Below are 19,351 nucleotides of genomic sequence, written 5' to 3'. Positions count from 1 at the left end.
CCTGGCCGACGGTATACCAAGGTTTCACCGGAAGGCAGCGGATGAAGTTCACTCTTGCCAGGCTTGCGTCATTGCGCCCATGGCAACGGATGCCGCTCGTCGGAGCCTGGCGCGGTCGCGCAACCCCCGACCGACATGCAGACCAACGCGTCGACCGGGCCGTCGACGACCCGCACCTGCCGTACCTCCCCGGCTGGCAGGATGGCCGATTGTCCAGACTGGACAAGTTTCGTTGAACCGTCCGCAGTGATCTCGACCGAGCCCGCCAGCGTGGTCCAGACCTGCTCACGGTCAATCACGTGCACCGGCCCCTCGGCACCTGGCCGCATGCTGACCCGCCAGACGGTTAACTCGGCGCTGCCGAGGCTTGGCGTGGCCAGGCTGTTGAGCACGGCGTTCGGCGACTCGGTGGTGCGGGCGTTCTCAACGTGGATCAAGGTGTCTCCTTCGGTTAGTGAGTCAAGTAGCTTTACTCACTGTTGAGTAAAGTTGGTTGACTCAGGTGTGTCAAGATAGGGATGTGCCAGAGGACCCATTGGCCCGAACCGAGCTGACGTTCCTGCTCGGCATGGGTTTCCAGCTTGTGCTGCGCGAGTTCGTCACGCGTCTTGACGCCTCCGGCTACCAGGACCTGCGGCCGATCCACGGCGCGGTGTTCCAGGCGTTGAAGTCGTCGGGAGCGACCGGTACCGAGCTCGCCGACCGGCTCGGCGTGACCAAACAAGCGGCCGGTCAGATCGTCGACGAACTCGCGGAGAAGGGGTACGTCACCCGCCAGCCACATCCGGAAGGCGGCAGGCGCAAGCTGATCGTGCTGACCGACAAGGCATCGCAGCACTTGGCCGTGGCCGGGCGGATCCTGCGGGGGCTGGAAGCCGAGCTCGGCGAGACCGTCGACTTCCCCGGTCTGCGGATCGAACTCACCAAGCTGATCCGCACGATGGCGGGCCCGGACCTGCCAGCGCTGCGCCCCACTTGGTGATCTGGTCGCGCAGCCGCCTGGTGCCGTGCTCCCCTGCGGCAAGTCTTGTCCTTGAACTGGTTCTGCGGAACTCGGTCATGTGCTGCACCATTCCGGCAAGATCCGCGCTTTTCAAGGCAGCGCCCGGAATACCCGACCCTGATCAGAGCCACAGTGGAGTATTCATCGAGTCTTGGCGCGGACTCCGACGCCGCCGCCCGTGAGCACCTCAACCTGGGTGAAGCCGTTGTCCCGCAACGCATCGGCGATCATCGGTGTCACACGGTCATGCTTTGTCGGGCCATCGCCGTACAAGATATACAACTGCCCGCCTTGGCGAAGTGCTTTGCGGAGCACGGCAAGCTCAGCAGCGGGATTGCCAACCCAGAACAGGTTCACGTTCACGCAGAAAGCCTTGTCCAGACTGGCAGGTGGCAACGAAAGCTCGCCAAGACTCACCTGCTTGACCGAAAGCCGGCCCGAGTCCACATAAGACGCATTGCGCTCAGCCGTGCGCCGGACAGCCACCGCCGAGCGATCGATTGCCAGCAGGTGCCCGGTTTCCAGCAAGGAGCACACCAACGCGGCGGCGACACCCGGGCCGCAGCCGATCTCCAGGACGCGGTCCGCTGGGCCTGGGTCGACGACCGACAAGGCCCAGCGGACACGGTCCGGGACTTTCACGAAGGCAAGCTCACCACATCCGCGAGAACCACGCCCGGCTCGATCAGCCGAGCCTCCGCCGGGCTGTCGTACACCACGAGCAGTTCGTTGTCGGGCAGCAGCGCGATGCCCTCGGCGTGATCGTCGCCCTCGCCATAAGGCAGGTCGAGGACCTTCTCCAGCTCATCCCGATGCACGACATCCGCGGTCTTCAGGTCCGCCGCGTTCCGCCAACGGTAGACGCGCACGGGCCCGTCGAGATCCATCGACGGACCGGCCAGGAGCAACAGGTCGTCGCCGTGCACGCACATGTCGCGCACGCCAAGGCCGTCGATGTCCAGGAAGTGTTTGACGTACCGGTCGCCGTTGAGCTTCTCCAGCTTCAGCTCGTCCCCATCGGCCCGCGGCGCCAGCTGCAAGATCACGGCCCAGCCGCGCAGCACCGGCCCGCGCAGGCCAAGGAACACGCGCTCCTCGCCTGGTTGACCCGCCGCCGCGATGCCTTCGATGTCCAAACCATTGTCCTTGCCGGGAATGGCGAGGAAGGGCGCGAGGTGCTCGTCGTCTTCCAACAGGTCGATCAGGCCGGGCTTGCCCAGCGCGGCACTCGTGTACCCGTCGCTGCTGCGGGCGACTGGTTCGTCGTTCTCGATGGCAAGGCGGGCGAGCACGCGGCGGGACGGTTCCATGCTCACGTTCGCCAATCGCTTGGCGGACTTGGCATCGGAGTGTTCCCGCTTGAGCTTCTTGCGTTTCGCGCTGTGCGATCCGACCGCCCACAGGTATGGACCGACGCGGGTGAGGCCTTCGACATCGACCTCTTCTTCTGCCTGTCCGGGCAGCTTGATCACGTCTGGTAATGGGAACGTCACGTGTTCCGCGTACTCGGCCGGACGGCCGATCTCGTCGGCGGTCAACCGCTCGATGGTCGCGGTCTCGTCGCCCGCGATCCACAGATAGCGCCCGTCGCTGCGGACCGCGGACAGGTTGACGTGCGTCTGTGCCTCGACGGCACCGGTCTCGAACCGCAGCCGGACCTGGCGATTGACGGTCATGGGCCCCCTCTAGTACGGCAGCAGCCATTCGGGTTGTGACCTGTGGGGATGTGTAGCTGGGGCCGGTGGCGACATGGGGCAGCCGCCTGTTGATCATGTGTTTGTGAGAACTACAGGATCGCAGGCGGCTGCGGCTGCCAGGATAGGTGCTCGGTTGGCTGGGCGGAAACTGGGTGAGCTGTCCGAACGGCTGCGTTCGTGTTTTCGGCGGATCGAGCCGTTCGTGCAGGCGCGTAAGTACGTGCGGGCGGTGACAAGCGAGCTGCCGAAACGGAACGGCTGGACCATCGCTGAGTATGTCGGGGACCGGACACCGGATCGGACGCAGCGGCTGCTGAACCGGGCGGTGTGGGACGAGGCCGAGGCGATGGCGCAGATCCGGCGGTTCGCGGTGTCCGGGTTGGAGGAAGCGGCCCGCAAGGGCGGGCGCCGGCGCGGGAAGTTGGTGATCGGGGCGCTGGATGAGACGGGGCAGCAGAAGAAAGGTGAAGCCACCGCGGGTGTCAAACGGCAGCATCTGGGCTGCGCGGGTCGGGTGGAGAACGGGATCAACACGGTGCACCTGTCCTATGTGCGCGAAGGTGTCGGGCATGCGTTGATCGGGTTCCAACAGTGGATTCCCGAAGAGCACATCAGCGACCCGGTGACGTCGCTGCGCTCGGCGCTTCCCCTGGATCTGACGTTCCGCACCAAAGGACAGTTGGCCATCGACATCTGCACGACGGTGGCCGCGGACGGGTTCCGGCCTGATTTCTACTGCGGGGACGAGGTTTACGGCAGCTGCACCGAGTTGCGGGCCCACTTCGAGGCCGACAAGCAAGCCTATGTGCTGCGGGTTCAGAAGAACTTCCGGATCATCCTGTCCAGCGGCATGGAGCTGTCCTGCGACCAGGCCACGAAGACATTGCTGAAACGCGAGCGACAGTGGGAAATCCGCTCGGCCGGCAAGGGCTCCAAAGGCGACCGGTGGTATGCCTGGGCCTGGATCGCCACCAACTCGGCCCGCCACTACCTCCTCATCCGCAAACACCTGCGCACCGGCGAGTTGGCCTTCCACTACTGCTACGTGCCCGAAAGCGCACTGCTCACCAAGACCCGGCTGATCCGCGCCGCCGGGCTGCGTTGGCCTGTCGAGGAAGGATTCGAGTTCGGCAAAGACTGTTTCGGCCTGGACCAGGCTCAGGTCAGGCTCTACACCGCGATCGCCCGACACGCCGTGCTTGTATGCGCCGCTCTTGCGGTCTGCGCGGTCACCGCCGCACTGCTCCGCGACCGCACCGACAGTCAAGCCCCCGAACCCCTACACCCCGACCAGCTCCCACCCGCTGATCCCGGCCTGATCCCGCTCACCATCCCCGAAATCAAGCATCTGATCGCCGGCACCACCACACCCCGACCACCTGGACACGCAACCCACTGGGTGAACTGGCGCCGCAGGCATCAAGCACGATCACGCTGGTTCCACAAACGCGCCAGACTCGCCCGCGACATCAAGATCACCCAGGTCAGCTAACGAATGGCTGCTGCCGTACTAGTCACTTGGCCGCGCGTCCACGATGAAGATCTGCCCACCGCCCTCGCGGTAGCGACGCGCACGCGCTTCAGCCCGTTTTAGCACGCGGCCGCGGATCAACGCCCGCGTCGGCGGGAACAAAAGGGCGATCGCCAGTACATCGCTGACGAAACCGGGGAGCACGACCAGAATCCCGGCGACCGCGATCAGTACGCCGTCGAGCATCTCCCCCTGCGGCTCCTGGCCGGATCTGACCTTCGACTGAAACGCCGTCAGCGCCCGCATCCCCTCGCGGCGCAGCAGCACGACACCGATCACGGTGGCCGCGACCACCAGCAGAATCGTCGGCAGCACACCGATCGCCGAGCCGATCAGCACCAGTACGGTGAGCTCGACCGCCATCGCCAGCAACAACAGGATCAAAACGGGCATACTCTCATCAACGTTCGAGACCGCGAAAAGACTCCCGTCCGGCGTCGGAAATCACCTCGAGCATGAATTCCCCCACCTGCCTGGGGGTTTTGAGATCACCGAGCCGGACACCGAACGTGTCCAGCGCGTACTGCGCGGCGGCGTCCTTCGAGATGATCTCGCCGGTGGTGACCGTGCAGTGCAGCCTCGGCGCCCCGGTCACCCGCGCGATGGCCACCTTGCTCGCCGAAATGAACGGTTTACGCGGCGGGTCGTCGGACAAACATTTCTCCGCGAACCAGCGCCAGTGGTCATTCAGTTGATCAAGGGTCCACGACCGCAGCGCGCCAGGTTCTGGATCGAGCCCCCATTCCGCCGGTTCCGGCCCGCGAAATGCAATGCCCTTTTCCTGCAATACTTTCCACATCACCGGGTTCACGTCGAACCCGCTCCTCCATTTGAACCGACGCCCGGAGTGCGACGCGATCGGCCGGATCTGCGTGACCGGCTTGGAAATCTCTTCGGTGGCAACGAAAACACCGTTCATCGTGCCAGGAATCCCTGGTTGGCCGCGAAGCACGGCACGACCGGCGGTAACCAAATTTCCGAGGATATGCAAGGCAGGCAACGGCCGCGCGGCGCCGTTCAGGCCTTTGACGACCTCGTGAGTGGTTATGCGTGTTCTAACCCGCATAACCACTCACGAGGCTAGGCTGATCGGCGGGTGAGCACTCCTTGCTCGATGGCATAACGCGTCAGCTCGGAACGGCGGCGCTGGCCGGTCTTGTCCCTGATCCTGTCCAGATAGGACCTGACCGTACGGATGCTGATCGCGAGCTCAACCGCGATATCCTGGTCACGTTCGCCGGACGCCACAAGGGAAAGGACTTCACGCTCCCGTGTGGACAGTTCGATCACGTGCCTGCCGCGCGAGGCCGACAGCATGTACGAGGCCAAGGTTGGCGAGATGTAGCTGTCGCCCTGGGCGATCTGGCGCAGGGCGCGCAGTAGCTCGTCCGCTTCGACGTCCTTCGCGAGGAATCCGCGTGCCCCCGCGGCCATGGCACCGAGTACCTCGTGCTGGCCTGCGTTCGCGCTGACCACAAGCACTTTGTGGCCCATGGTGACGACTTCCATCACTGCCGCCGCACCACACAATCCTGGCAGTCCGAGGTCGAGGATGACCACCGCTGATGGGTGTCTTCGGCGGACCGCGAACTGGGCGACGGATTCGGCCACCGCGTCGAGCTCGAAGTCTGGTGACTCCGTGATCAGCTGCGCCACGGCTGAGCGGAAGAGTGGGTGGTCTTCGATCACCCCGACTGTGATCCCCATGGCATCACGTTATTCACCACCGACCGCTCAGTGTGACAGTCATTCACCCCTCATCCAGGTCGTCTCGACCCAGATTCGTTGACCGCACCGGACGGTCGACATGCTCACGCCGACACACGAAACCGCAGGTACCGACTCCGGCGGTGAGTCGGACACCACGCTCACGGTCACGGATTCCGGCGCGCCGACAACGGACACTCTTGCGACGCTCGCGGCCGCCAGCATCGCGACCGCGGGTGCGATGAGCACACAGCGCGCCTCGACGGGAACCCGTGGACAGAGACCGCGCTCGGCGAATCGGACCGAGACACCGTTACGTTCGGCGTGCTCGATGCAGGTTCTGAGCTCGGACAACAATGGGTCGGCTTCGGTGAACAGTCGCCGGAGCCGTGCGGCCGTCAGCGAGCAGCGGCGTCGGAAAACCGGGTCACCCGGATCAAGAGAGCCGGATGCCAAGCCGGTCAACAAGGTGACCAGCTCGACGTCTCTCGATGCGCGAATTCCGGCGAGGTCGCGCGCGGCTTGATCGCACAACCAGGGTTCCGGCTTGGCGACGACACCGGCTCCGACCATCAACAGCGTCGCCGAGGCCGTGTCGAGCGCGTAGCGCAACCCGCTGCTGAGCAGCTCAAGTTCCGCGGACCCCGGCACCACCCGCAGATGGTAGGCACATTTCACCGGCCTTCCGGGTGGGTATTTATGCCGCTGTCAGGCCTTTTCCAGAGCCAATTCGGGCAATCCGCGCTGCATCGGACGGGGTAGCCACCATGCCGCCTGCCCGAACAGCCCCATCACCGCAGGCACGATCAGGCACCGGATCACGACCGCGTCCAGCAGCACGGCGACCGCGAGGCCGAGCCCGAACTGCTGCAGCATCCGGTCCTCGCTGAACAGGAACGCGCCGAACACCACGATCATGATCGCGGCAGCCGCCGTGATCACGCCGCCGGTGCTGGCCATCCCTTCGCGAACGGCCAACGCGGCGTCGCCGGTCCTGCGCCATTCCTCGTGCATCCGGGACAGCAGGAACACTTCGTAGTCCATGGACAGTCCGAAAACGATCGCGAAGATCAACACCGGCACGAACGCCTCGATCGGTCCTGATTGGACACCGAAAAGCCCGTCGCCGTAGACAAGGGTGACCACGCCCATCGACGCGCCGATGCTCAGCAGGTTCAGCACGGCCGCTTTGACCGGGATCAGGATCGACCGGAACACGATCATCAGCAGCAGGGCCGACAGACCCACGACGACCAGGATGAACAGCGGCAATCGGTCGCTGACGGCCGTCGCGAAGTCATCAGCCGCGGCTGTGGACCCGCCGACCAGGAATGTCCCGGACAGTCGAGGCAGAACGTCGTTACGCAACCGGACAACGAGGTCGTTGGTTGCCGCGTCCTGTGGTGCCGTCGCGGGATAGAGCATCACCACGGTCCCCTGTGGAGTCTCACGCGGCGGCAAGACCTTGGCAACGCCAGGCGTTTCGGCCAGCGCCTGCGGCAACCGTGGCTCGTCTCCTTGGGACACGACCACAAGTGGACCGTTGAAACCAGGGCCGAAACCCTTTGCCAGCAAATCATACGCCTGACGGGAGGTCGTACTCGTCGATTCCGTCCCCGCGTCAGCAAAACCCAGGCGCATTCCCACTGCAGGAAGCGACAGCGCGCCAAGAGCAGCAACAGCGAGAACCAACGCGGGCCATGGGCGCCTTTGCACACCAGAAGCCCAAGCACGCCAACGGTTGCCGTGCGGCTTGTGTGCCCGGCGCATGACGGCCTTCTCGATCCGTTTCCCCAACAAGGAAAGCAGCGAAGGCAACAGAGTCAGGGAGGCGACAAGTGTCAAAAGGACAGTCAACGTCACGGCCAACGCGAGCCCCTGCAACGATCCAAGGCCGAGTGCCAAGAGCCCAAGCAATGCGATGATCACCGTACAACCGGCGAACAGCACCGACCGGCCAGCAGTGTCCAAAGCCCTGGTCGCGGCGGCCTCCCGAGAGGCACCGGCCAGCAGCTCACTGCGATACCTTGCAAAGATCAGCAACGCGTAGTCGACGCCGACACCAAGCCCGACAAGGATCATCACCGGCGGCGCGTAATCCGGCAGGTCCACAAGGTGCGACGCGAGCACGATGATCCCGACGGTCGTGCCAACCGCGAAAACGGCAGTGATGATCGGCAGTCCCGCGGCCAGGATTGAGCCGAACATCAGCACCAGGATCACCAGTGCGGCAAGCATTCCCAGGCCTTCCGCGCCGCCGCCCGCGGTTTCCTCGGCGGCGCGGATCGGCTCGCCACCCAGCTCAACCTTCAATTCGGTGGATTTCGCGGTGTCGATGATCCGGCGGACATCCTCGTCCGGCACGCCTTTGGCGTCCAACGCGACGGTCGCGAACGCGATGTTTCCGCTCGTCTCAGGCTCCTGGACCTGCGCGACATGCGGCAAACCGCGGACTTTGTCCAGTACAGCGGGAAATTTCGACAGGTCGCCCTCGGCGACGACCTGGATCGTGTCCACCGTGTTGCTGTTGTTGAACATGTCGGCGACCTGCTGGGATTCGGTCCCTGGCATGGTGTGGTCGTTGTGGTAGTCGCTGCCGATCGCCTGCGAGGCGAACGTGATCCCGGCGAGCGCCACCACCCAGAGAATCACGGCGAGCCAGCGGTGTCGTCGCGACCAGCCCGCGAGCCGCTCGAATCGGCTGAGTTTCGGTGTGTTCACGGCGAAAAGAGTCGGCTACGCACCAGGTTGCGGTCGTCAGGCCAAAGCGGACAGTTCGGCTACTCCCCCAGTTGTTCCCTACTGGCGATCCCGTACGCCCTAGGTTGACATCCACCCAGGCGTGATCATGGCCGACTCGTAGGCCAACACGACCAACTGCGCGCGGTCGCGCACGTCCAGCTTGGTCATGATCCGGCTGACGTGGGTTTTCGCCGTTGCCGGACTGAGCACGAGCTTCGAGGCGATCTCGTCGTTGGACAACCCTCCCGCGACCAGGGTCATCACCTCGCGTTCCCGCTCGGTCAACGAGTTCAGCCGCGGACTCGGCGCCGGGCGGGCCACGCGCCCCGCGAATTCGGCGATCAACTTGCGGGTCACGGCCGGTGCCAGCAGTGCGTCTCCCCTGGCCACCACGCGCACGGCGTGGATGAGTTCCATCGGTTCGGTGTCCTTGACCAGAAACCCGCTTGCCCCGGCGCGTAACGCGCCGTAAACGTATTCGTCCAGGTCGAACGTGGTCAGGATGATCACCCGGACGCCCGAGTGCTTGACGACTTCACGGGTCGCGGCGAGGCCGTCGAGTTCAGGCATCCGGATGTCCATCAGCACGACATCCGGCTTGAGCGCGCGGGTCTGGCTGATCGCGTCGGTGCCGTCAGCTGCCTCAGCGATCACCTCGATGTCACTCTCACCATCCAGAATGGACTTGAAACCGGCGCGGACAAGCCGCTGATCGTCAGCAAGCAGGACCCTGATCATTCGCTTGCTCCCATCGGCAGCCGGGCTTCAAGCCGCACGCCACCCGTTCCACTGTGTACAGAAAGATCGCCGCCCAGTGATCGTGCACGCTCGGTCATCCCTCGGATTCCGTTGCCCGCCAGAACTTTCCCGCCACGACCGTCGTCATCGACCTGTACTCGCATATCCTTGTCTCCATAGTGGATCCGGACGTTCACCGCCCGAGCGGAGGCATGCCTGGTCACGTTGGTCAGCGCTTCCTGGATGATCCGGTACGCGGCCAGATCGACCTCGGGTGGCAGCGGCCGGGGCTCGCCGTCGACCGTGACCTGCAATCCTGTCGCCCTGGTTCGTTCGACCAGGTCGTGCAGCTGGCTCAGGCCAGGTGGAGCCGTCGGGGCCTGTTCGTCGACGTGCCTGAGCACGCCGAGCGTGGCCCGGAGTTCTTTGAGGGCTTGCTTGCTGGCCTGTTTGACGGCTTCGAGGGCCTCGGTTTCCTGGTTGCCCCGATGCAAGGCCGCGCTGGCCTGCACGTTGATCAGGGAGATGTTGTGCGCCAGGACATCGTGCAACTCGCGGGCGATGCGCAGCCGCTCGTCCCCGGCGGCTCGTTTCTCCGCTTCTGACACCAAGGCTCTGCGGCTGCTGCGGACCGCGCCGAGCGCGATCACCGCGACCAGCCAGCCGACCAGCATGAACAGGGCGATGTTGTCGACGTGCCGGATCGGGCTGTAGATCTCGCCAACCACAATGGCCGCCATCGAGACCGTCGCGAACGACACCGCGACCACGATTTTTCCCACCGCCGCAACGGAATAGAGCGCGATCACGTACACCGCGAGCAATGGTCCCGCGCTGCCGACGAACGGATAGTAGATGCCGCAGCCGATGATCGTGCCGACCGTGACCCAGACTGGATACTTCCTGCGAAATACCAGCAACCCGCAGGTCAGCGTGATCGCGACGGTGCCAGTCCACTCCAGCGGCGGGCCTTGCACGATCGTCAGTACGAGGACGCCCGCCAGCACGGCCCCGGCCCACAACGTGTCCTTTGTCCACTCCGCCACCCCGCGAGTGTGCCGGGGTCAGCGCACCGCCACATCGGGCAGGAACCCTGAATTGTGTGCCCCTGGGGTATGGCCGAAGGCGCGCCGGAACACGTCGATGAACGCGCTGGCCGACGACCAGCCGCACATGTGCGCGACGGCGGTCACCGGGGTGTTCTCGGCCAGCAGGACCAAGGCGCGGTAGAGCCGCAACTGGGTGCGCCACTGCGGAAACGTCATGCCGAGGTCGGCCTTGAACAACCGGCTCAGGGTGCGGTCACTGGCGCCGACCTGCGTGCCAAGCGCCGCCAGGGTCCGGGAGTCGGCCGGGTCGTCGTGCAGGATCGCGCACAGAGCGCGAACCCTGGGATCAGTCGGGGTCGGCAAGTACAGAGGTTGCTGCGGTGAGGCACGCAACTGGTCAAGCAGCACCGCACGCAAGCGGCGCCTTTCGGGCGTGTCGGTGTGTCGCGGGCGGGTGTAGGCGAGGATCAGCTCGCGCAGCAACGGTCCGACGGCGAGCACGCTGGGTTCGGTGAGGCGCAACGGGTTGTCGGGCAGGCCGACCAGGTGCAGTTCAAGCTGGCCGTGGGCCTGATGGGAGTGCACGGTTCCGGCCGGTACCCAGATCGCCCGGGTGGCCGGGGCGACCCAGCATCCGCGATCGGTCGTCACCGCCAGCACGCCTTGCCCTGCATAGACGATCTGGTGATCGTCGTGGCTGTGCGCGTCGATTCCCGCGCCATGGGCCAATGTCTGGACTCGCGTCGGCGCCGCGGGTAGGTGGCGGATTTTCTGCATTGGTTGGCATTTTATCGGAAGCGCGACACTACTGGCTGGAACGATCATGGTGCCGTGAGAAAGTCGATCGTTCTGATCTCGGTCGGGCACGCCTGCGTGGACGTCTACCAGGGTTCGGTGGCCGCGCTGGTGCCGTTCTTCGTGGCCGAGCGCGCCTATGGTTACGCGTGCGCGTCGGGCATCGTACTCGCGGCGTCACTGCTTTCCTCGGTGGCGCAGCCACTTTTCGGTGTACTGACCGATCGGTGGTCGATGCCGTGGCTGCTGCCGTTGAGCACGATCCTTGGCGGGGTTGGGATCGCGCTCAGTGGTGTCAGCGGTTCGTACGCGCTGACGCTGGTTTTCGTTGCGATATCGGGGATTGGTGTGGCCGCGTACCACCCGGAATCGGCCCGGGTAGCCAGGATTGCCAGCGGTGGCAGGCATACCGCGATGGGTTGGTTCTCTCTTGGCGGCAACCTCGGGTTCGCCGTCGCGCCGATCATGGTCGCTGGCGCGATGTCCGTTGGCGGCCTGCGATGGACGCCACTACTCGTTGTTCCCGCGCTCGTCGGCAGCGTGCTGTGCTTGGCTGTTGTGCGCACACTCGACCTGCCCGCCCGCGCCAGCACCCGATCCACGGGCACGGGAGTCGATGACAAGGTCTCGTTCGGAAAGCTGTCGTTGGCCGTGATCTTCCGGTCGATCGTGTTCATCGGGCTGAGCACGTTCATCTCGCTCTACGCCCAGCAACGCGGCGCCAATGGCACGGTCGCGCTGTTCCTGCTGTTCCTCGGCGGGGCCGTGGGCGCGATCATCGGCAGCAGGCTGGCCGATCGCTGGGACCGGGTCACTGTGCTGCGCCACTCGTACCTGGCCACTGTCGTCGCTGTTGCTGGGGTTGTGTTCGTACCCGGTCCGGCGTTCTATCTGTTCGTCGTGCTCACGTCGGCAGGGCTGTACATCCCGTTCTCCTTGCAGATCACGCTCGCTCAGGATTACCTGCCCACGCGGGTCGGCACCGCCAGCGGCGTCACCCTCGGGCTGACTGTCAGCGTCGGCGGAGTCGCCAGTCCCCTCATCGGGACCATCGCCGACCGCACGTCGCTGCAGACAGCACTCACCCCGTTGCTCGTTTTGCCCGTCCTGAGCTGGCTGATGGCACGCCGCCTGCCGGAGCCGGTGAACCAGTTGACCGGTCAGTCAAGCGCACGCTAGCGTGCGGGCATGGTCGTGTCGCGGGACCGGATCGTCCGGTCGGCAGCCAAGTTGTTCCTGACCCGCAGCTACACCTCGGTCGGGATCACCGACCTGTGCACAGCGGCCGAAGTACACAAGGGCAGCTTCTACCACTTCTTCCCGTCGAAGTCCGAGCTTGCGATGGCCGTGATCGATCAGCACGCGGCCGAGTTCGACAAGCGTTTCGACGAGGCCGAATCGGACGGCCTCTACGCGGTGGCGGGTGCGGTCGCGCACGTCCAAGGCAAGTTCGAGGAACGGTTTGGCCGGATCGTGGGCTGCCCGTTCGGCAACCTCGCCGCCGAGCTCTCCACCACCGACGACGAACTGCGCGCTCACGTGGCGCGGGTTTTCGACCGGTGGGAGAAACGGCTGATCGCCGCGTGCTCGACGGTCGAGTTGCGTGATGGCGTCACCCCTGAGCAGCTGGCACAGATGATCCTCGCCCAGATCCAGGGCCAGATCCTGATCGCCAAGGTCCGGCTGCGGCCCGCGGCCGAGATCGCCGCCGGTGTGCGGGCCTTGATCAGCGTCAACCTGAAGGAGCGGGTGTGACACGCTCCACTGTGGACTTCCATTTCGACCCGATGTGCCCGTTCGCCTACCAGACCTCGGTATGGCTGCGTGACGTCCGCGCACAGCTCGGAATCACGATCAACTGGCGCTTTTTCAGCCTCGAAGAAGTCAATCGTTTCGAGGGCAAGAAACACCCGTGGGAACGGGAATGGTCGTACGGTTGGTCGCTGATGCGGATTGGTGCGACGCTGCGTCGGCAAAGCATGGCCTCGCTCGATACGTGGTATGCCCGGATCGGTGAAGCGCTGCACGTTCGCGGCGAGAAACCGCATGATCCCGAAGTCGCGCGTGCCATGTTGGACGATCCTCGTGTTCTGGAGCAGGCAATCACCGACCCGACAACGCATGACGAGGTGCGGGCGGATCACCAACGCGTGATCGACGCGGGCGGTTTCGGCGTGCCAACGCTGTTTTTCGCCGATGGGCAAACGCTTTTCGGGCCCGTCTTGGTCAATCCGCCGCGTGGTGAAGACGCGTTGAAGCTGTGGAACGTGGTCACCGGAATGGCCGACCTGCCCCATGTCTATGAACTGCAACGCCCCAAGGCCCAAGCTGATCAAGAACTGATCGCCCGCACGCTGCAACCGTATCTCAGTGGCCGTGACTGGGTGAGCGTGAACCGCGGCGAGATCATCGATTTCTCTGGAGGGACAGCATGACCAAGGCGCAGATCGTCACCACCCTGATCGACGAATGGTCATCAATCGACACGCTCCTTGCCGACCTACCCACCGAACAATGGACAGCGCCAACATCTTTGCCAGGCTGGACAGTCCAGGACGTCGTCGCCCACATCGTCGGCGCGGAACTGGGCCTGTCCGGCAAGCAGCCGCCGATCCAGCCGGACGTCAGCGCGTATTCCCACGTACGCAACGAAATCGGCGCGGTAAACGAATGCTGGGTGGAATGGATGCGCAGCCAGTCCCCCGCCGAAGTCCTGCGCCGGTTCCGTGAAATCACCGCCACCCGCGCCGAAGCACTGACCGCGATGTCCGAAGAGGACTTCTCAGCACCATCATGGACACCGGCCGGACAGGGCACCTACGCCCGATTCATGCAGATCAGGGTCTTCGACTGCTGGATGCACGAGCAGGACATCCGTGAAGCGGTCGACCGGCGCGGCAACGAATCGGGCGCCGGAGCCGAGCTCTCGATCGACGAGATCACGCTGGCCCTCGGCTACATCGTCGGCAAGAAAGCCAAGGCGCCCCAAGGATCATCGGTCACGTTCAACCTCAACGGCCCGGTCAACCGGCAGATCCACGTTGCCATCAATGGCCGCGCCGCCGTGGTGCCATCGTTGCCCGGACCCGCGACCGCGTCTTTGACGATGTCGTCGACCGTGTTCACGCGTATGGCCGGTGGCCGCATCCCCACAGACGTAGGGTTCGATCAGACTGAGCCGAAGGGCGACCGGGATCTGGCCGAACACGTCGCCTTCGCGCTGACCTTCACGATCTAGCAGGTCGCGAGCATTGTGGCGAGGCCGTCGCGCTCCTTCGTGTCGACGGTCAGTTTGTAGAACACTTTTACCGCAACGTAGTTTTTCGCGTACGTGCACCAGTAGGACTTGGCTGGCGGCTTCCATGTGCCGGGGTCTTGGTCGCCTTTCGACCTGTTCGACGCCGCTGTCACCGCCATCAGCTGTGGGTTGCTCAGGTCGTTGGCGAACTTCTTGCGCTGCTCGTCCGTCCATAGCGACGCGCCGGAGCGCCAGGCCTCGGCCAGTGGGACGACGTGATCGATGTCCACGTCCGCGGCTTTGCGGATTTCGACGCCGTCGTACGGGCTGACCCACTTCCCTGACACCGCGCGGCATTGGGCGTCCCGTGCCACCTCTGTGCCTTGGCGCTGGAGCACTATTTCCCGTGCGTCACAGGAATCGCCTGTTCCTGACCCTGCCCAATGGGAGAAGCGGTCACGGCTGTAGCCGCTCATCGAACCGGCTGGCACGACCACCAACTCGTCCAGGTTCGTGGAACTCGTTGGGACCGTGGGGGAATCCGCGGTCGACTCCGCCTTGTTCAGCCACCAGAACACCACGGCGACGACGATCAGGAAGGCGACCGCTGCGACTGCTGTCACGGTCGATGGACGAGTCCGGCTCACGACTCCGATCTAAAACGATCACAGTCGTGAGCCGGGTCAGGCGCGCCGGACCTTGGCCGTGTTTCACATGCCCGACCGCGATCGCCTGGCCGTTCGAACCGCGACCTAGACCTGCAGCATCTGGTCGAACAACGAGCGGTAGCGCTGCATCGCCACCCTCAACTGTTCGGTGTCGTCGCCGTCCGCGCCGCTCTTCAAGGCGCGTTTCTGTTCGTTCAGCTGGGTCGTCAGCGAGTCCATCATCTGCGACACCAACGTCTCCGCCTCGCGGACCGCCGCGCGGGGTTCGTCGACGAAGTTCGACTGCACCTCACGCCACTGCATCCGATACTGCTCGGCCTCGGTCTCCTCGAACAGCTTCGAGCGGGCCGCGACCGGCGCCTGGTTCTCGGCACCCTGTGTATCCAGCGTCCGGGTCTCCGGCGTCCGGGCTTGTTCAGCGCGAACGTCGGGCTCGTCGGTCTGCCGCCGGCCCTTGTCGTGCTTGCCCAACTCGGCCTGGCCGGTACGGTCCTGCCCGCGAACCTCGTCCCTATCGGTCCGGGCTCTGTCTGATTGCGTTCGATCAGCACGGGGCCGGTCGGTGTGGTCCCGATCGGTCACGTCGACCTGCTGGGCCTCGTCGTGCTTACGGTCCTTCGGATCGAAGGTCGTCATGCGCGCTGCACCGCCTTCCGCGGCCGGTGGTCGAGCAGGTCGTCAAGCACCTTGCGGTACGAGATCATGGCTTTGCGCAAATCATCTGTGCTCGCGTCGGAACGGGTCTGAACGTCGTGCGCGGACCGGTAATGCTCGACCGCACCACCGTGTTCTACAGACAGATCAGCTATTTGCCGGTCGTAGCCCTCCGCCGGATATCCGATATCCGCGACCACGACATTCACAAGGCGGTCAGCCTCGGCGACCGCTTCGACGGGCGCCTCGACGAAGTGCTCCTGGATCCGCGTCCACTCGACGCGATACCTCTCGTGTTGTTCAGGGGTTAGCGCGTGAAGATCATATTCGGAGTGCCGCCTTTCGCGGTCGGCCAACTCCTTTTCCGCCGCACGCTTGTCGTCGCCGTTGCTCGACACCACCCGGTCGTACTCGGACGAGCCGAACCTGCGACGCAAACGCTGACTACGCATCTGCGGCATCAGGAAGAACACCGCGGCAGCGGCCACCAGCACCACCACGACGATGATGACGATGATCGCACCCGTTGACATTGACAGACCTCCTCTTCTCGAAGGTTTGATCGCAGGGTGCCCTTGGTGATGATCAGTACACATCCGTCAGCGAGAATCGTGCGGTGATTACGCGGCTGAGGCACCGATACGCCTGGTTCGACCATTTGGTCAGGGCGCTCGATCGGTACATCGAACACAACGCCTATCAGTACGCGGCCGCGATCACGTATTTCAGCGTGCTGTCGGTTGTGCCGATCTTGATGGTCGGCCTGTCGGTCACCGGTTTCATCCTCGCTGACAGTGACGAGATCACCCGTGATCTGCGGATCACCATGATCCAGGCGCTGCCGTCCGGTCTGGACAGCTTCGCCGCCAACGTCTACGACAACGTCATCGCTCAGCGTGCGTCACTCGGTGTCTTCGGTCTGGTGATCGGCTTGTACGCGGGCTGGGGCTGGATGAACGCCTTGCGTGACGCGCTGACCGCGATGTGGGACCTGGAACGCCCGCAGCTGCCGTTCTTCCGCACGATCCTGTGGGACCTGCTCGCGTTGATCAGCCTCGCGATCGCATTGCTGGTCTCGTTCTCGCTCACTGCTGCGGGCAGCTGGCTCAACAGCGCGGTCCTTCGGTGGACGGGCATGGACGACCAGCCTTGGGCTGGAACGGTTTTGTCCTTGTTGTCCGTTCCACTGGCGATCTTCGCCGACTGGCTGGTCTTCCTCTGGGTCCTGATCAGACTGCCGCGCGCCAAAGTCCACATGCGATCCGCGATCCGTGGCGCGCTCGCCGCGGCCATCGGCTTCGAGATCCTCAAGATCGCCGCCAACGTCTATTTGAGCCTGCTCGGCCGGTCCCCCACCACGGCCGCGTTCGGGTCGATCATCGGTCTTCTCGTGTTCATCTATCTCGTCGCGCGGTTGTTGCTACTCGTCGCGACCTGGATCGCGACGGCCGGAAATCCCGATCCCACCCCCGCGGTGGTCCAACCGGAGCAACGACCGGAGTACCTTGGCAACAACCCCGCCGGGCCTCCGCTTGGCCTGGCGGCCGCAGGTTGGCTGGTGGCGGCGGGCGCGGTAGCGGCCTTATGGATCCAGCGGACCTTCCGACGCAAAACCCGCAGGTAGGGAGACATGGTGTCCGACAGCGACGTCATCCAGATCCAGCTGGAACGTCACGAGTCGGCGGTGACCGTCGCGCACGTGACCGGAGATATCGACCTGTCGTCGGCCGATGCCTTCAAAGAAGGCCTCGCACAGGGTGTGGCCAGCGGAAACGCCTTCGTTCTCAACTTGGACGGCGTGACGTTCATGGGCTCGCTCGGCTTCTCGGCGCTGGTGGAGACGCATCACGAGACCGAGCGGCGCAACATCAGATGGGGCATCGTCACCGGCGGCTCACCGATCATGCGCCCGCTGAAGATCACCGGCCTCGAACAGGTCCTGCCGATCTATCCATCGATCCCTGATGCATTGGCTGCATTGAACACCTCGTGAGTGGTTACGCGTGTTCTAACCCGCCTAACCACTCACGAGGGGTTCAGTAGGGCTGGATCGCCAGCAGCGCGATGTCGTCGTGGTCGTTTCCGCCCAGCCATTCGCGCACGCTGGTGTTGATCTTCGTGAGCAGGGCGTCCATCGGCATCCCGAGGCTGCTGGACAGCAGCTCGTGCAACCTGGTTTCGCCGTACATCTCGTCACCGCTCGGTCCGCCGCGCGCTTCGCTGATGCCGTCGGTGTAGAGCAGGCAGATGTCGCCACGGCGTAGCTCGACGGACTCCTGGCCGAACTTCGCGTTGGCGGTCACCCCGACGAGCATGCCTGGGATGATCACCTCTTCGACGCGACCGTCCCTGCGGAGGACCAGCGGGCTCGGGTGCCCTCCGGAGCCCAACGAAAGACGCATCGTGTCCGCGCCGCGCGCGGTCAGCGAACCGACCACGAGACTCGCGAACCGGCTGCGCCCCGTGGCCAGCAAGGTCTGATTGACCAGGTCCAGCAGCCGCTGCGGCTCCTTCTCGACCAGGTGCAACGCGCTCAGGGCGTGCCTGATGCTGCCGGTCAGCGCGGCTGCCTCGGGGCCGTTGCCGCACACGTCGCCGAGCAGGAACAACAAGGTGCCGTCCGAGCGCGGGTGCACGTCGTAAAAATCGCCGCCGACCTGCAGTGGACTGGCAGCCGGGCGGTAGAACGCGGCCATCCGGGCGCCGGGGACGCTCGGCAGTTCGGCCGGGTGCAGCGTGGATTCCAGGCCTTCGATCGCGGCACGCACTTTGCCGAGCACGGCTGCCGCGCCGAGTGCCGCTCCGGCACGCTCGGCGAACTGCATGACGACATGCCTCTCCCGCTCGGCCAGCGCCTCGCTCCTGGCCAAGATCAGCACACCGGGGGTTTCATTCGCCGCAACCAGAGGGACCACGCTGACCTCGGCACATTCGGCGAACATCTCGTGCAACGTGCCGGGAATGGCGTCGACCTCGGCCTGCGGCAACACTCTGACCGTCGGCTGCGTCGCGAACATGGCTCTGGCGAGCACGGGCGCTATCGAGGGAGCCAGTCTCCTGACCCTGCCGTGTGTGGACCGGCCGTCAAGGACGTGGCTCCACCACTCCCAACGACCACGCGACGCAGGCAACAACACCACCGCACGCTCGGCCAGTACAGGACTGGCGAGCTCCGCGACGATCGTCGCGGCCGTGTCGGTGTCCATGCTGCCGCAGAGCCGTCCGCCCACCTCGGCAAGGAAGGCCGTATCACCCTGCTGGGCAACGGCCGGACGGGCCGATGCCGCTGCATCGGTCATCCCGCACCTCGCTGACGCTTCGGCAACTTCAGGTCTAACCGTAGCGCCTGCGACGACGCAGGTAGCTACCTGCCACCACGGCTGTGGATAAACATGGCAAGGTAAGGGCGTGTCTGAACAGACACGCCCCAGGCCATGAACGTCGCCTCGATCCGGGGAGCAGTCGCCGTGACTACGCACATCAACCAAGATTCTGTGAGCCAGGATGGCGAGGACACGACGCTGGACCG

23 protein-coding genes are annotated in these 19,351 nt (G+C 64.7%); 8 read left to right on the top strand and 15 right to left on the bottom strand.

Annotation, left to right across the window (positions count from 1 at the left end; genetic code table 11):
- Positions 1–68: 68 nt before the first annotated feature.
- On the bottom strand, positions 69–437 hold the full coding sequence (locus LWC34_RS52640) for a cupin domain-containing protein (RefSeq protein WP_233733877.1): 369 nt from the start codon (positions 435–437) through the stop codon (positions 69–71).
- 83 nt (positions 438–520) lie between these two features.
- On the opposite strand from LWC34_RS52640, the gene LWC34_RS52635 reads away from it, so the two are divergent.
- Positions 521–982 carry a MarR family winged helix-turn-helix transcriptional regulator gene (locus tag LWC34_RS52635; protein ID WP_233733876.1) on the top strand — a complete coding sequence of 154 codons (462 nt, stop codon included), beginning with the start codon at positions 521–523 and terminating at the stop codon, positions 980–982.
- 162 nt (positions 983–1,144) lie between these two features.
- On the opposite strand, the gene LWC34_RS52630 is transcribed toward LWC34_RS52635, so the two are convergent.
- Together LWC34_RS52630 and LWC34_RS52625 are read right to left on the bottom strand one after the other, a co-directional pair.
- Positions 1,145–1,645, bottom strand: a complete 501-nt coding sequence (locus LWC34_RS52630; protein ID WP_233733875.1) for a class I SAM-dependent methyltransferase — start codon at positions 1,643–1,645, stop codon at positions 1,145–1,147.
- Positions 1,642–2,679 carry a DUF3616 domain-containing protein gene (locus LWC34_RS52625; RefSeq protein ID WP_233733874.1) on the bottom strand — a complete coding sequence of 346 codons (1,038 nt, stop codon included), beginning with the start codon at positions 2,677–2,679 and terminating at the stop codon, positions 1,642–1,644. Before LWC34_RS52625 ends, LWC34_RS52630 begins: the two co-directional genes overlap by 4 nt.
- A 169-nt stretch (positions 2,680–2,848) precedes the next feature.
- On the opposite strand from LWC34_RS52625, the gene LWC34_RS52620 reads away from it, so the two are divergent.
- Positions 2,849–4,192, top strand: coding sequence for an IS701 family transposase (locus LWC34_RS52620; RefSeq protein ID WP_443667751.1), 1,344 nt, complete (start codon positions 2,849–2,851; stop codon positions 4,190–4,192).
- A gap of 18 nt (positions 4,193–4,210) precedes the next feature.
- On the opposite strand, the gene LWC34_RS52615 is transcribed toward LWC34_RS52620, so the two are convergent.
- The 8 genes from LWC34_RS52615 to LWC34_RS52580 all read right to left on the bottom strand — a co-directional run bounded on the left by LWC34_RS52615 (position 4,211) and on the right by LWC34_RS52580 (position 11,244).
- Positions 4,211–4,624 carry an FxsA family protein gene (locus LWC34_RS52615; protein WP_233733873.1) on the bottom strand — a complete coding sequence of 138 codons (414 nt, stop codon included), beginning with the start codon at positions 4,622–4,624 and terminating at the stop codon, positions 4,211–4,213.
- A 7-nt stretch (positions 4,625–4,631) separates the two neighbouring features.
- Positions 4,632–5,297, bottom strand: coding sequence for a hypothetical protein (locus LWC34_RS52610; protein WP_233733872.1), 666 nt, complete (start codon positions 5,295–5,297; stop codon positions 4,632–4,634).
- A 14-nt stretch (positions 5,298–5,311) separates the two neighbouring features.
- Positions 5,312–5,938 carry a response regulator gene (locus LWC34_RS52605; RefSeq protein WP_233733871.1) on the bottom strand — a complete coding sequence of 209 codons (627 nt, stop codon included), beginning with the start codon at positions 5,936–5,938 and terminating at the stop codon, positions 5,312–5,314.
- A gap of 39 nt (positions 5,939–5,977) precedes the next feature.
- Complete coding sequence (locus LWC34_RS52600) at positions 5,978–6,592, bottom strand: hypothetical protein (protein WP_233733870.1); 615 nt, start codon at positions 6,590–6,592, stop codon at positions 5,978–5,980.
- A 54-nt stretch (positions 6,593–6,646) separates the two neighbouring features.
- The gene (locus LWC34_RS52595) at positions 6,647–8,659 is read right to left on the bottom strand and encodes an MMPL family transporter (RefSeq protein ID WP_233733869.1); all 2,013 of its coding nucleotides are present in this window, start codon (positions 8,657–8,659) and stop codon (positions 6,647–6,649) included.
- A 99-nt stretch (positions 8,660–8,758) separates the two neighbouring features.
- Positions 8,759–9,418 (bottom strand): response regulator transcription factor, encoded by a 660-nt coding sequence (locus LWC34_RS52590; RefSeq protein ID WP_233733868.1) that lies wholly within the window; start codon positions 9,416–9,418, stop codon positions 8,759–8,761.
- Positions 9,415–10,464 carry a sensor histidine kinase gene (locus LWC34_RS58575; RefSeq protein ID WP_233733867.1) on the bottom strand — a complete coding sequence of 350 codons (1,050 nt, stop codon included), beginning with the start codon at positions 10,462–10,464 and terminating at the stop codon, positions 9,415–9,417. Before LWC34_RS58575 ends, LWC34_RS52590 begins: the two co-directional genes overlap by 4 nt.
- Before the next feature lie 18 nt (positions 10,465–10,482).
- A complete protein-coding gene (locus LWC34_RS52580; protein ID WP_233733865.1) occupies positions 10,483–11,244 on the bottom strand; it encodes an AraC family transcriptional regulator in 762 nt (253 codons plus the stop codon).
- Positions 11,245–11,298: 54 nt separating this feature from the next.
- On the opposite strand from LWC34_RS52580, the gene LWC34_RS52575 reads away from it, so the two are divergent.
- Genes LWC34_RS52575 through LWC34_RS52560 form a run of 4 tightly spaced genes read left to right on the top strand, consistent with a single transcriptional unit; the run spans position 11,299 to position 14,500 of the window.
- A complete protein-coding gene (locus LWC34_RS52575; protein WP_233733863.1) occupies positions 11,299–12,441 on the top strand; it encodes an MFS transporter in 1,143 nt (380 codons plus the stop codon).
- 9 nt (positions 12,442–12,450) lie between these two features.
- On the top strand, positions 12,451–13,017 hold the full coding sequence (locus LWC34_RS52570) for a TetR/AcrR family transcriptional regulator (protein WP_233733862.1): 567 nt from the start codon (positions 12,451–12,453) through the stop codon (positions 13,015–13,017).
- Positions 13,014–13,697 (top strand): mycothiol-dependent nitroreductase Rv2466c family protein, encoded by a 684-nt coding sequence (locus LWC34_RS52565; RefSeq protein ID WP_233733860.1) that lies wholly within the window; start codon positions 13,014–13,016, stop codon positions 13,695–13,697. The genes LWC34_RS52570 and LWC34_RS52565 overlap by 4 nt, the downstream gene beginning before the upstream one ends.
- Positions 13,694–14,500 (top strand): maleylpyruvate isomerase family mycothiol-dependent enzyme, encoded by an 807-nt coding sequence (locus tag LWC34_RS52560; RefSeq protein WP_233733859.1) that lies wholly within the window; start codon positions 13,694–13,696, stop codon positions 14,498–14,500. Before LWC34_RS52565 ends, LWC34_RS52560 begins: the two co-directional genes overlap by 4 nt.
- Here the strand turns inward: LWC34_RS52560 and LWC34_RS52555 are convergent.
- From LWC34_RS52555 to LWC34_RS52545, 3 genes are all read right to left on the bottom strand, one after another.
- Entirely contained in the window at positions 14,497–15,147 is a 651-nt protein-coding gene (locus tag LWC34_RS52555; RefSeq protein WP_233733858.1) for an HNH endonuclease family protein, read from the bottom strand. The genes LWC34_RS52560 and LWC34_RS52555 overlap by 4 nt on opposite strands.
- Positions 15,148–15,252: 105 nt before the next feature.
- Positions 15,253–15,804: a hypothetical protein gene (locus LWC34_RS52550; protein WP_233733857.1), complete on the bottom strand. Its 552-nt coding sequence runs from the start codon at positions 15,802–15,804 to the stop codon at positions 15,253–15,255.
- Positions 15,801–16,355 (bottom strand): hypothetical protein, encoded by a 555-nt coding sequence (locus tag LWC34_RS52545; RefSeq protein WP_233733855.1) that lies wholly within the window; start codon positions 16,353–16,355, stop codon positions 15,801–15,803. Before LWC34_RS52545 ends, LWC34_RS52550 begins: the two co-directional genes overlap by 4 nt.
- An 83-nt stretch (positions 16,356–16,438) precedes the next feature.
- Here LWC34_RS52545 and LWC34_RS52540 point away from each other — a divergent pair, with 83 nt between their 5' ends.
- Together LWC34_RS52540 and LWC34_RS52535 are read left to right on the top strand one after the other, a co-directional pair.
- The gene (locus LWC34_RS52540; RefSeq protein WP_233733854.1) at positions 16,439–17,446 is read left to right on the top strand and encodes a YhjD/YihY/BrkB family envelope integrity protein; all 1,008 of its coding nucleotides are present in this window, start codon (positions 16,439–16,441) and stop codon (positions 17,444–17,446) included.
- 9 nt (positions 17,447–17,455) lie between these two features.
- On the top strand, positions 17,456–17,815 hold the full coding sequence (locus tag LWC34_RS52535; protein ID WP_233733853.1) for an STAS domain-containing protein: 360 nt from the start codon (positions 17,456–17,458) through the stop codon (positions 17,813–17,815).
- 43 nt (positions 17,816–17,858) lie between these two features.
- Here the strand turns inward: LWC34_RS52535 and LWC34_RS52530 are convergent, their stop codons facing one another.
- The gene (locus tag LWC34_RS52530; protein ID WP_233733852.1) at positions 17,859–19,121 is read right to left on the bottom strand and encodes a PP2C family protein-serine/threonine phosphatase; all 1,263 of its coding nucleotides are present in this window, start codon (positions 19,119–19,121) and stop codon (positions 17,859–17,861) included.
- Between the last annotated feature and the right edge of the window lie 230 nt (positions 19,122–19,351).

Origin of the sequence: Kibdelosporangium philippinense, from assembly GCF_021390435.2 — a bacterium.
Lineage (GTDB): Bacteria > Actinomycetota > Actinomycetes > Mycobacteriales > Pseudonocardiaceae > Kibdelosporangium > Kibdelosporangium philippinense.
Note: the sequence above shows the minus strand (reverse complement) of the source record. Positions and strands in the feature narration are given on the sequence as shown.

Bases quoted from the DNA above. Each gene is read 5' to 3' on its own strand.
- LWC34_RS52625 (WP_233733874.1), bottom strand. From the start codon at position 2,679: ATGACCGTCAATCGCCAGGTCCGGCTGCGGTTCGAGACCGGTGCCGTC.
- LWC34_RS52615 (WP_233733873.1), bottom strand. From the start codon at position 4,624: ATGCCCGTTTTGATCCTGTTGTTGCTGGCGATGGCGGTCGAGCTCACC.
- LWC34_RS52610 (WP_233733872.1), bottom strand. From the start codon at position 5,297: ATGCGGGTTAGAACACGCATAACCACTCACGAGGTCGTCAAAGGCCTG.
- LWC34_RS52605 (WP_233733871.1), bottom strand. From the start codon at position 5,938: ATGGGGATCACAGTCGGGGTGATCGAAGACCACCCACTCTTCCGCTCA.
- LWC34_RS52590 (WP_233733868.1), bottom strand. From the start codon at position 9,418: ATGATCAGGGTCCTGCTTGCTGACGATCAGCGGCTTGTCCGCGCCGGT.
- LWC34_RS52580 (WP_233733865.1), bottom strand. From the start codon at position 11,244: ATGCAGAAAATCCGCCACCTACCCGCGGCGCCGACGCGAGTCCAGACA.
- LWC34_RS52570 (WP_233733862.1), top strand. From the start codon at position 12,451: ATGGTCGTGTCGCGGGACCGGATCGTCCGGTCGGCAGCCAAGTTGTTC.
- LWC34_RS52560 (WP_233733859.1), top strand. From the start codon at position 13,694: ATGACCAAGGCGCAGATCGTCACCACCCTGATCGACGAATGGTCATCA.
- LWC34_RS52550 (WP_233733857.1), bottom strand. From the start codon at position 15,804: ATGACGACCTTCGATCCGAAGGACCGTAAGCACGACGAGGCCCAGCAG.
- LWC34_RS52545 (WP_233733855.1), bottom strand. From the start codon at position 16,355: ATGTCAACGGGTGCGATCATCGTCATCATCGTCGTGGTGGTGCTGGTG.
- LWC34_RS52530 (WP_233733852.1), bottom strand. From the start codon at position 19,121: ATGACCGATGCAGCGGCATCGGCCCGTCCGGCCGTTGCCCAGCAGGGT.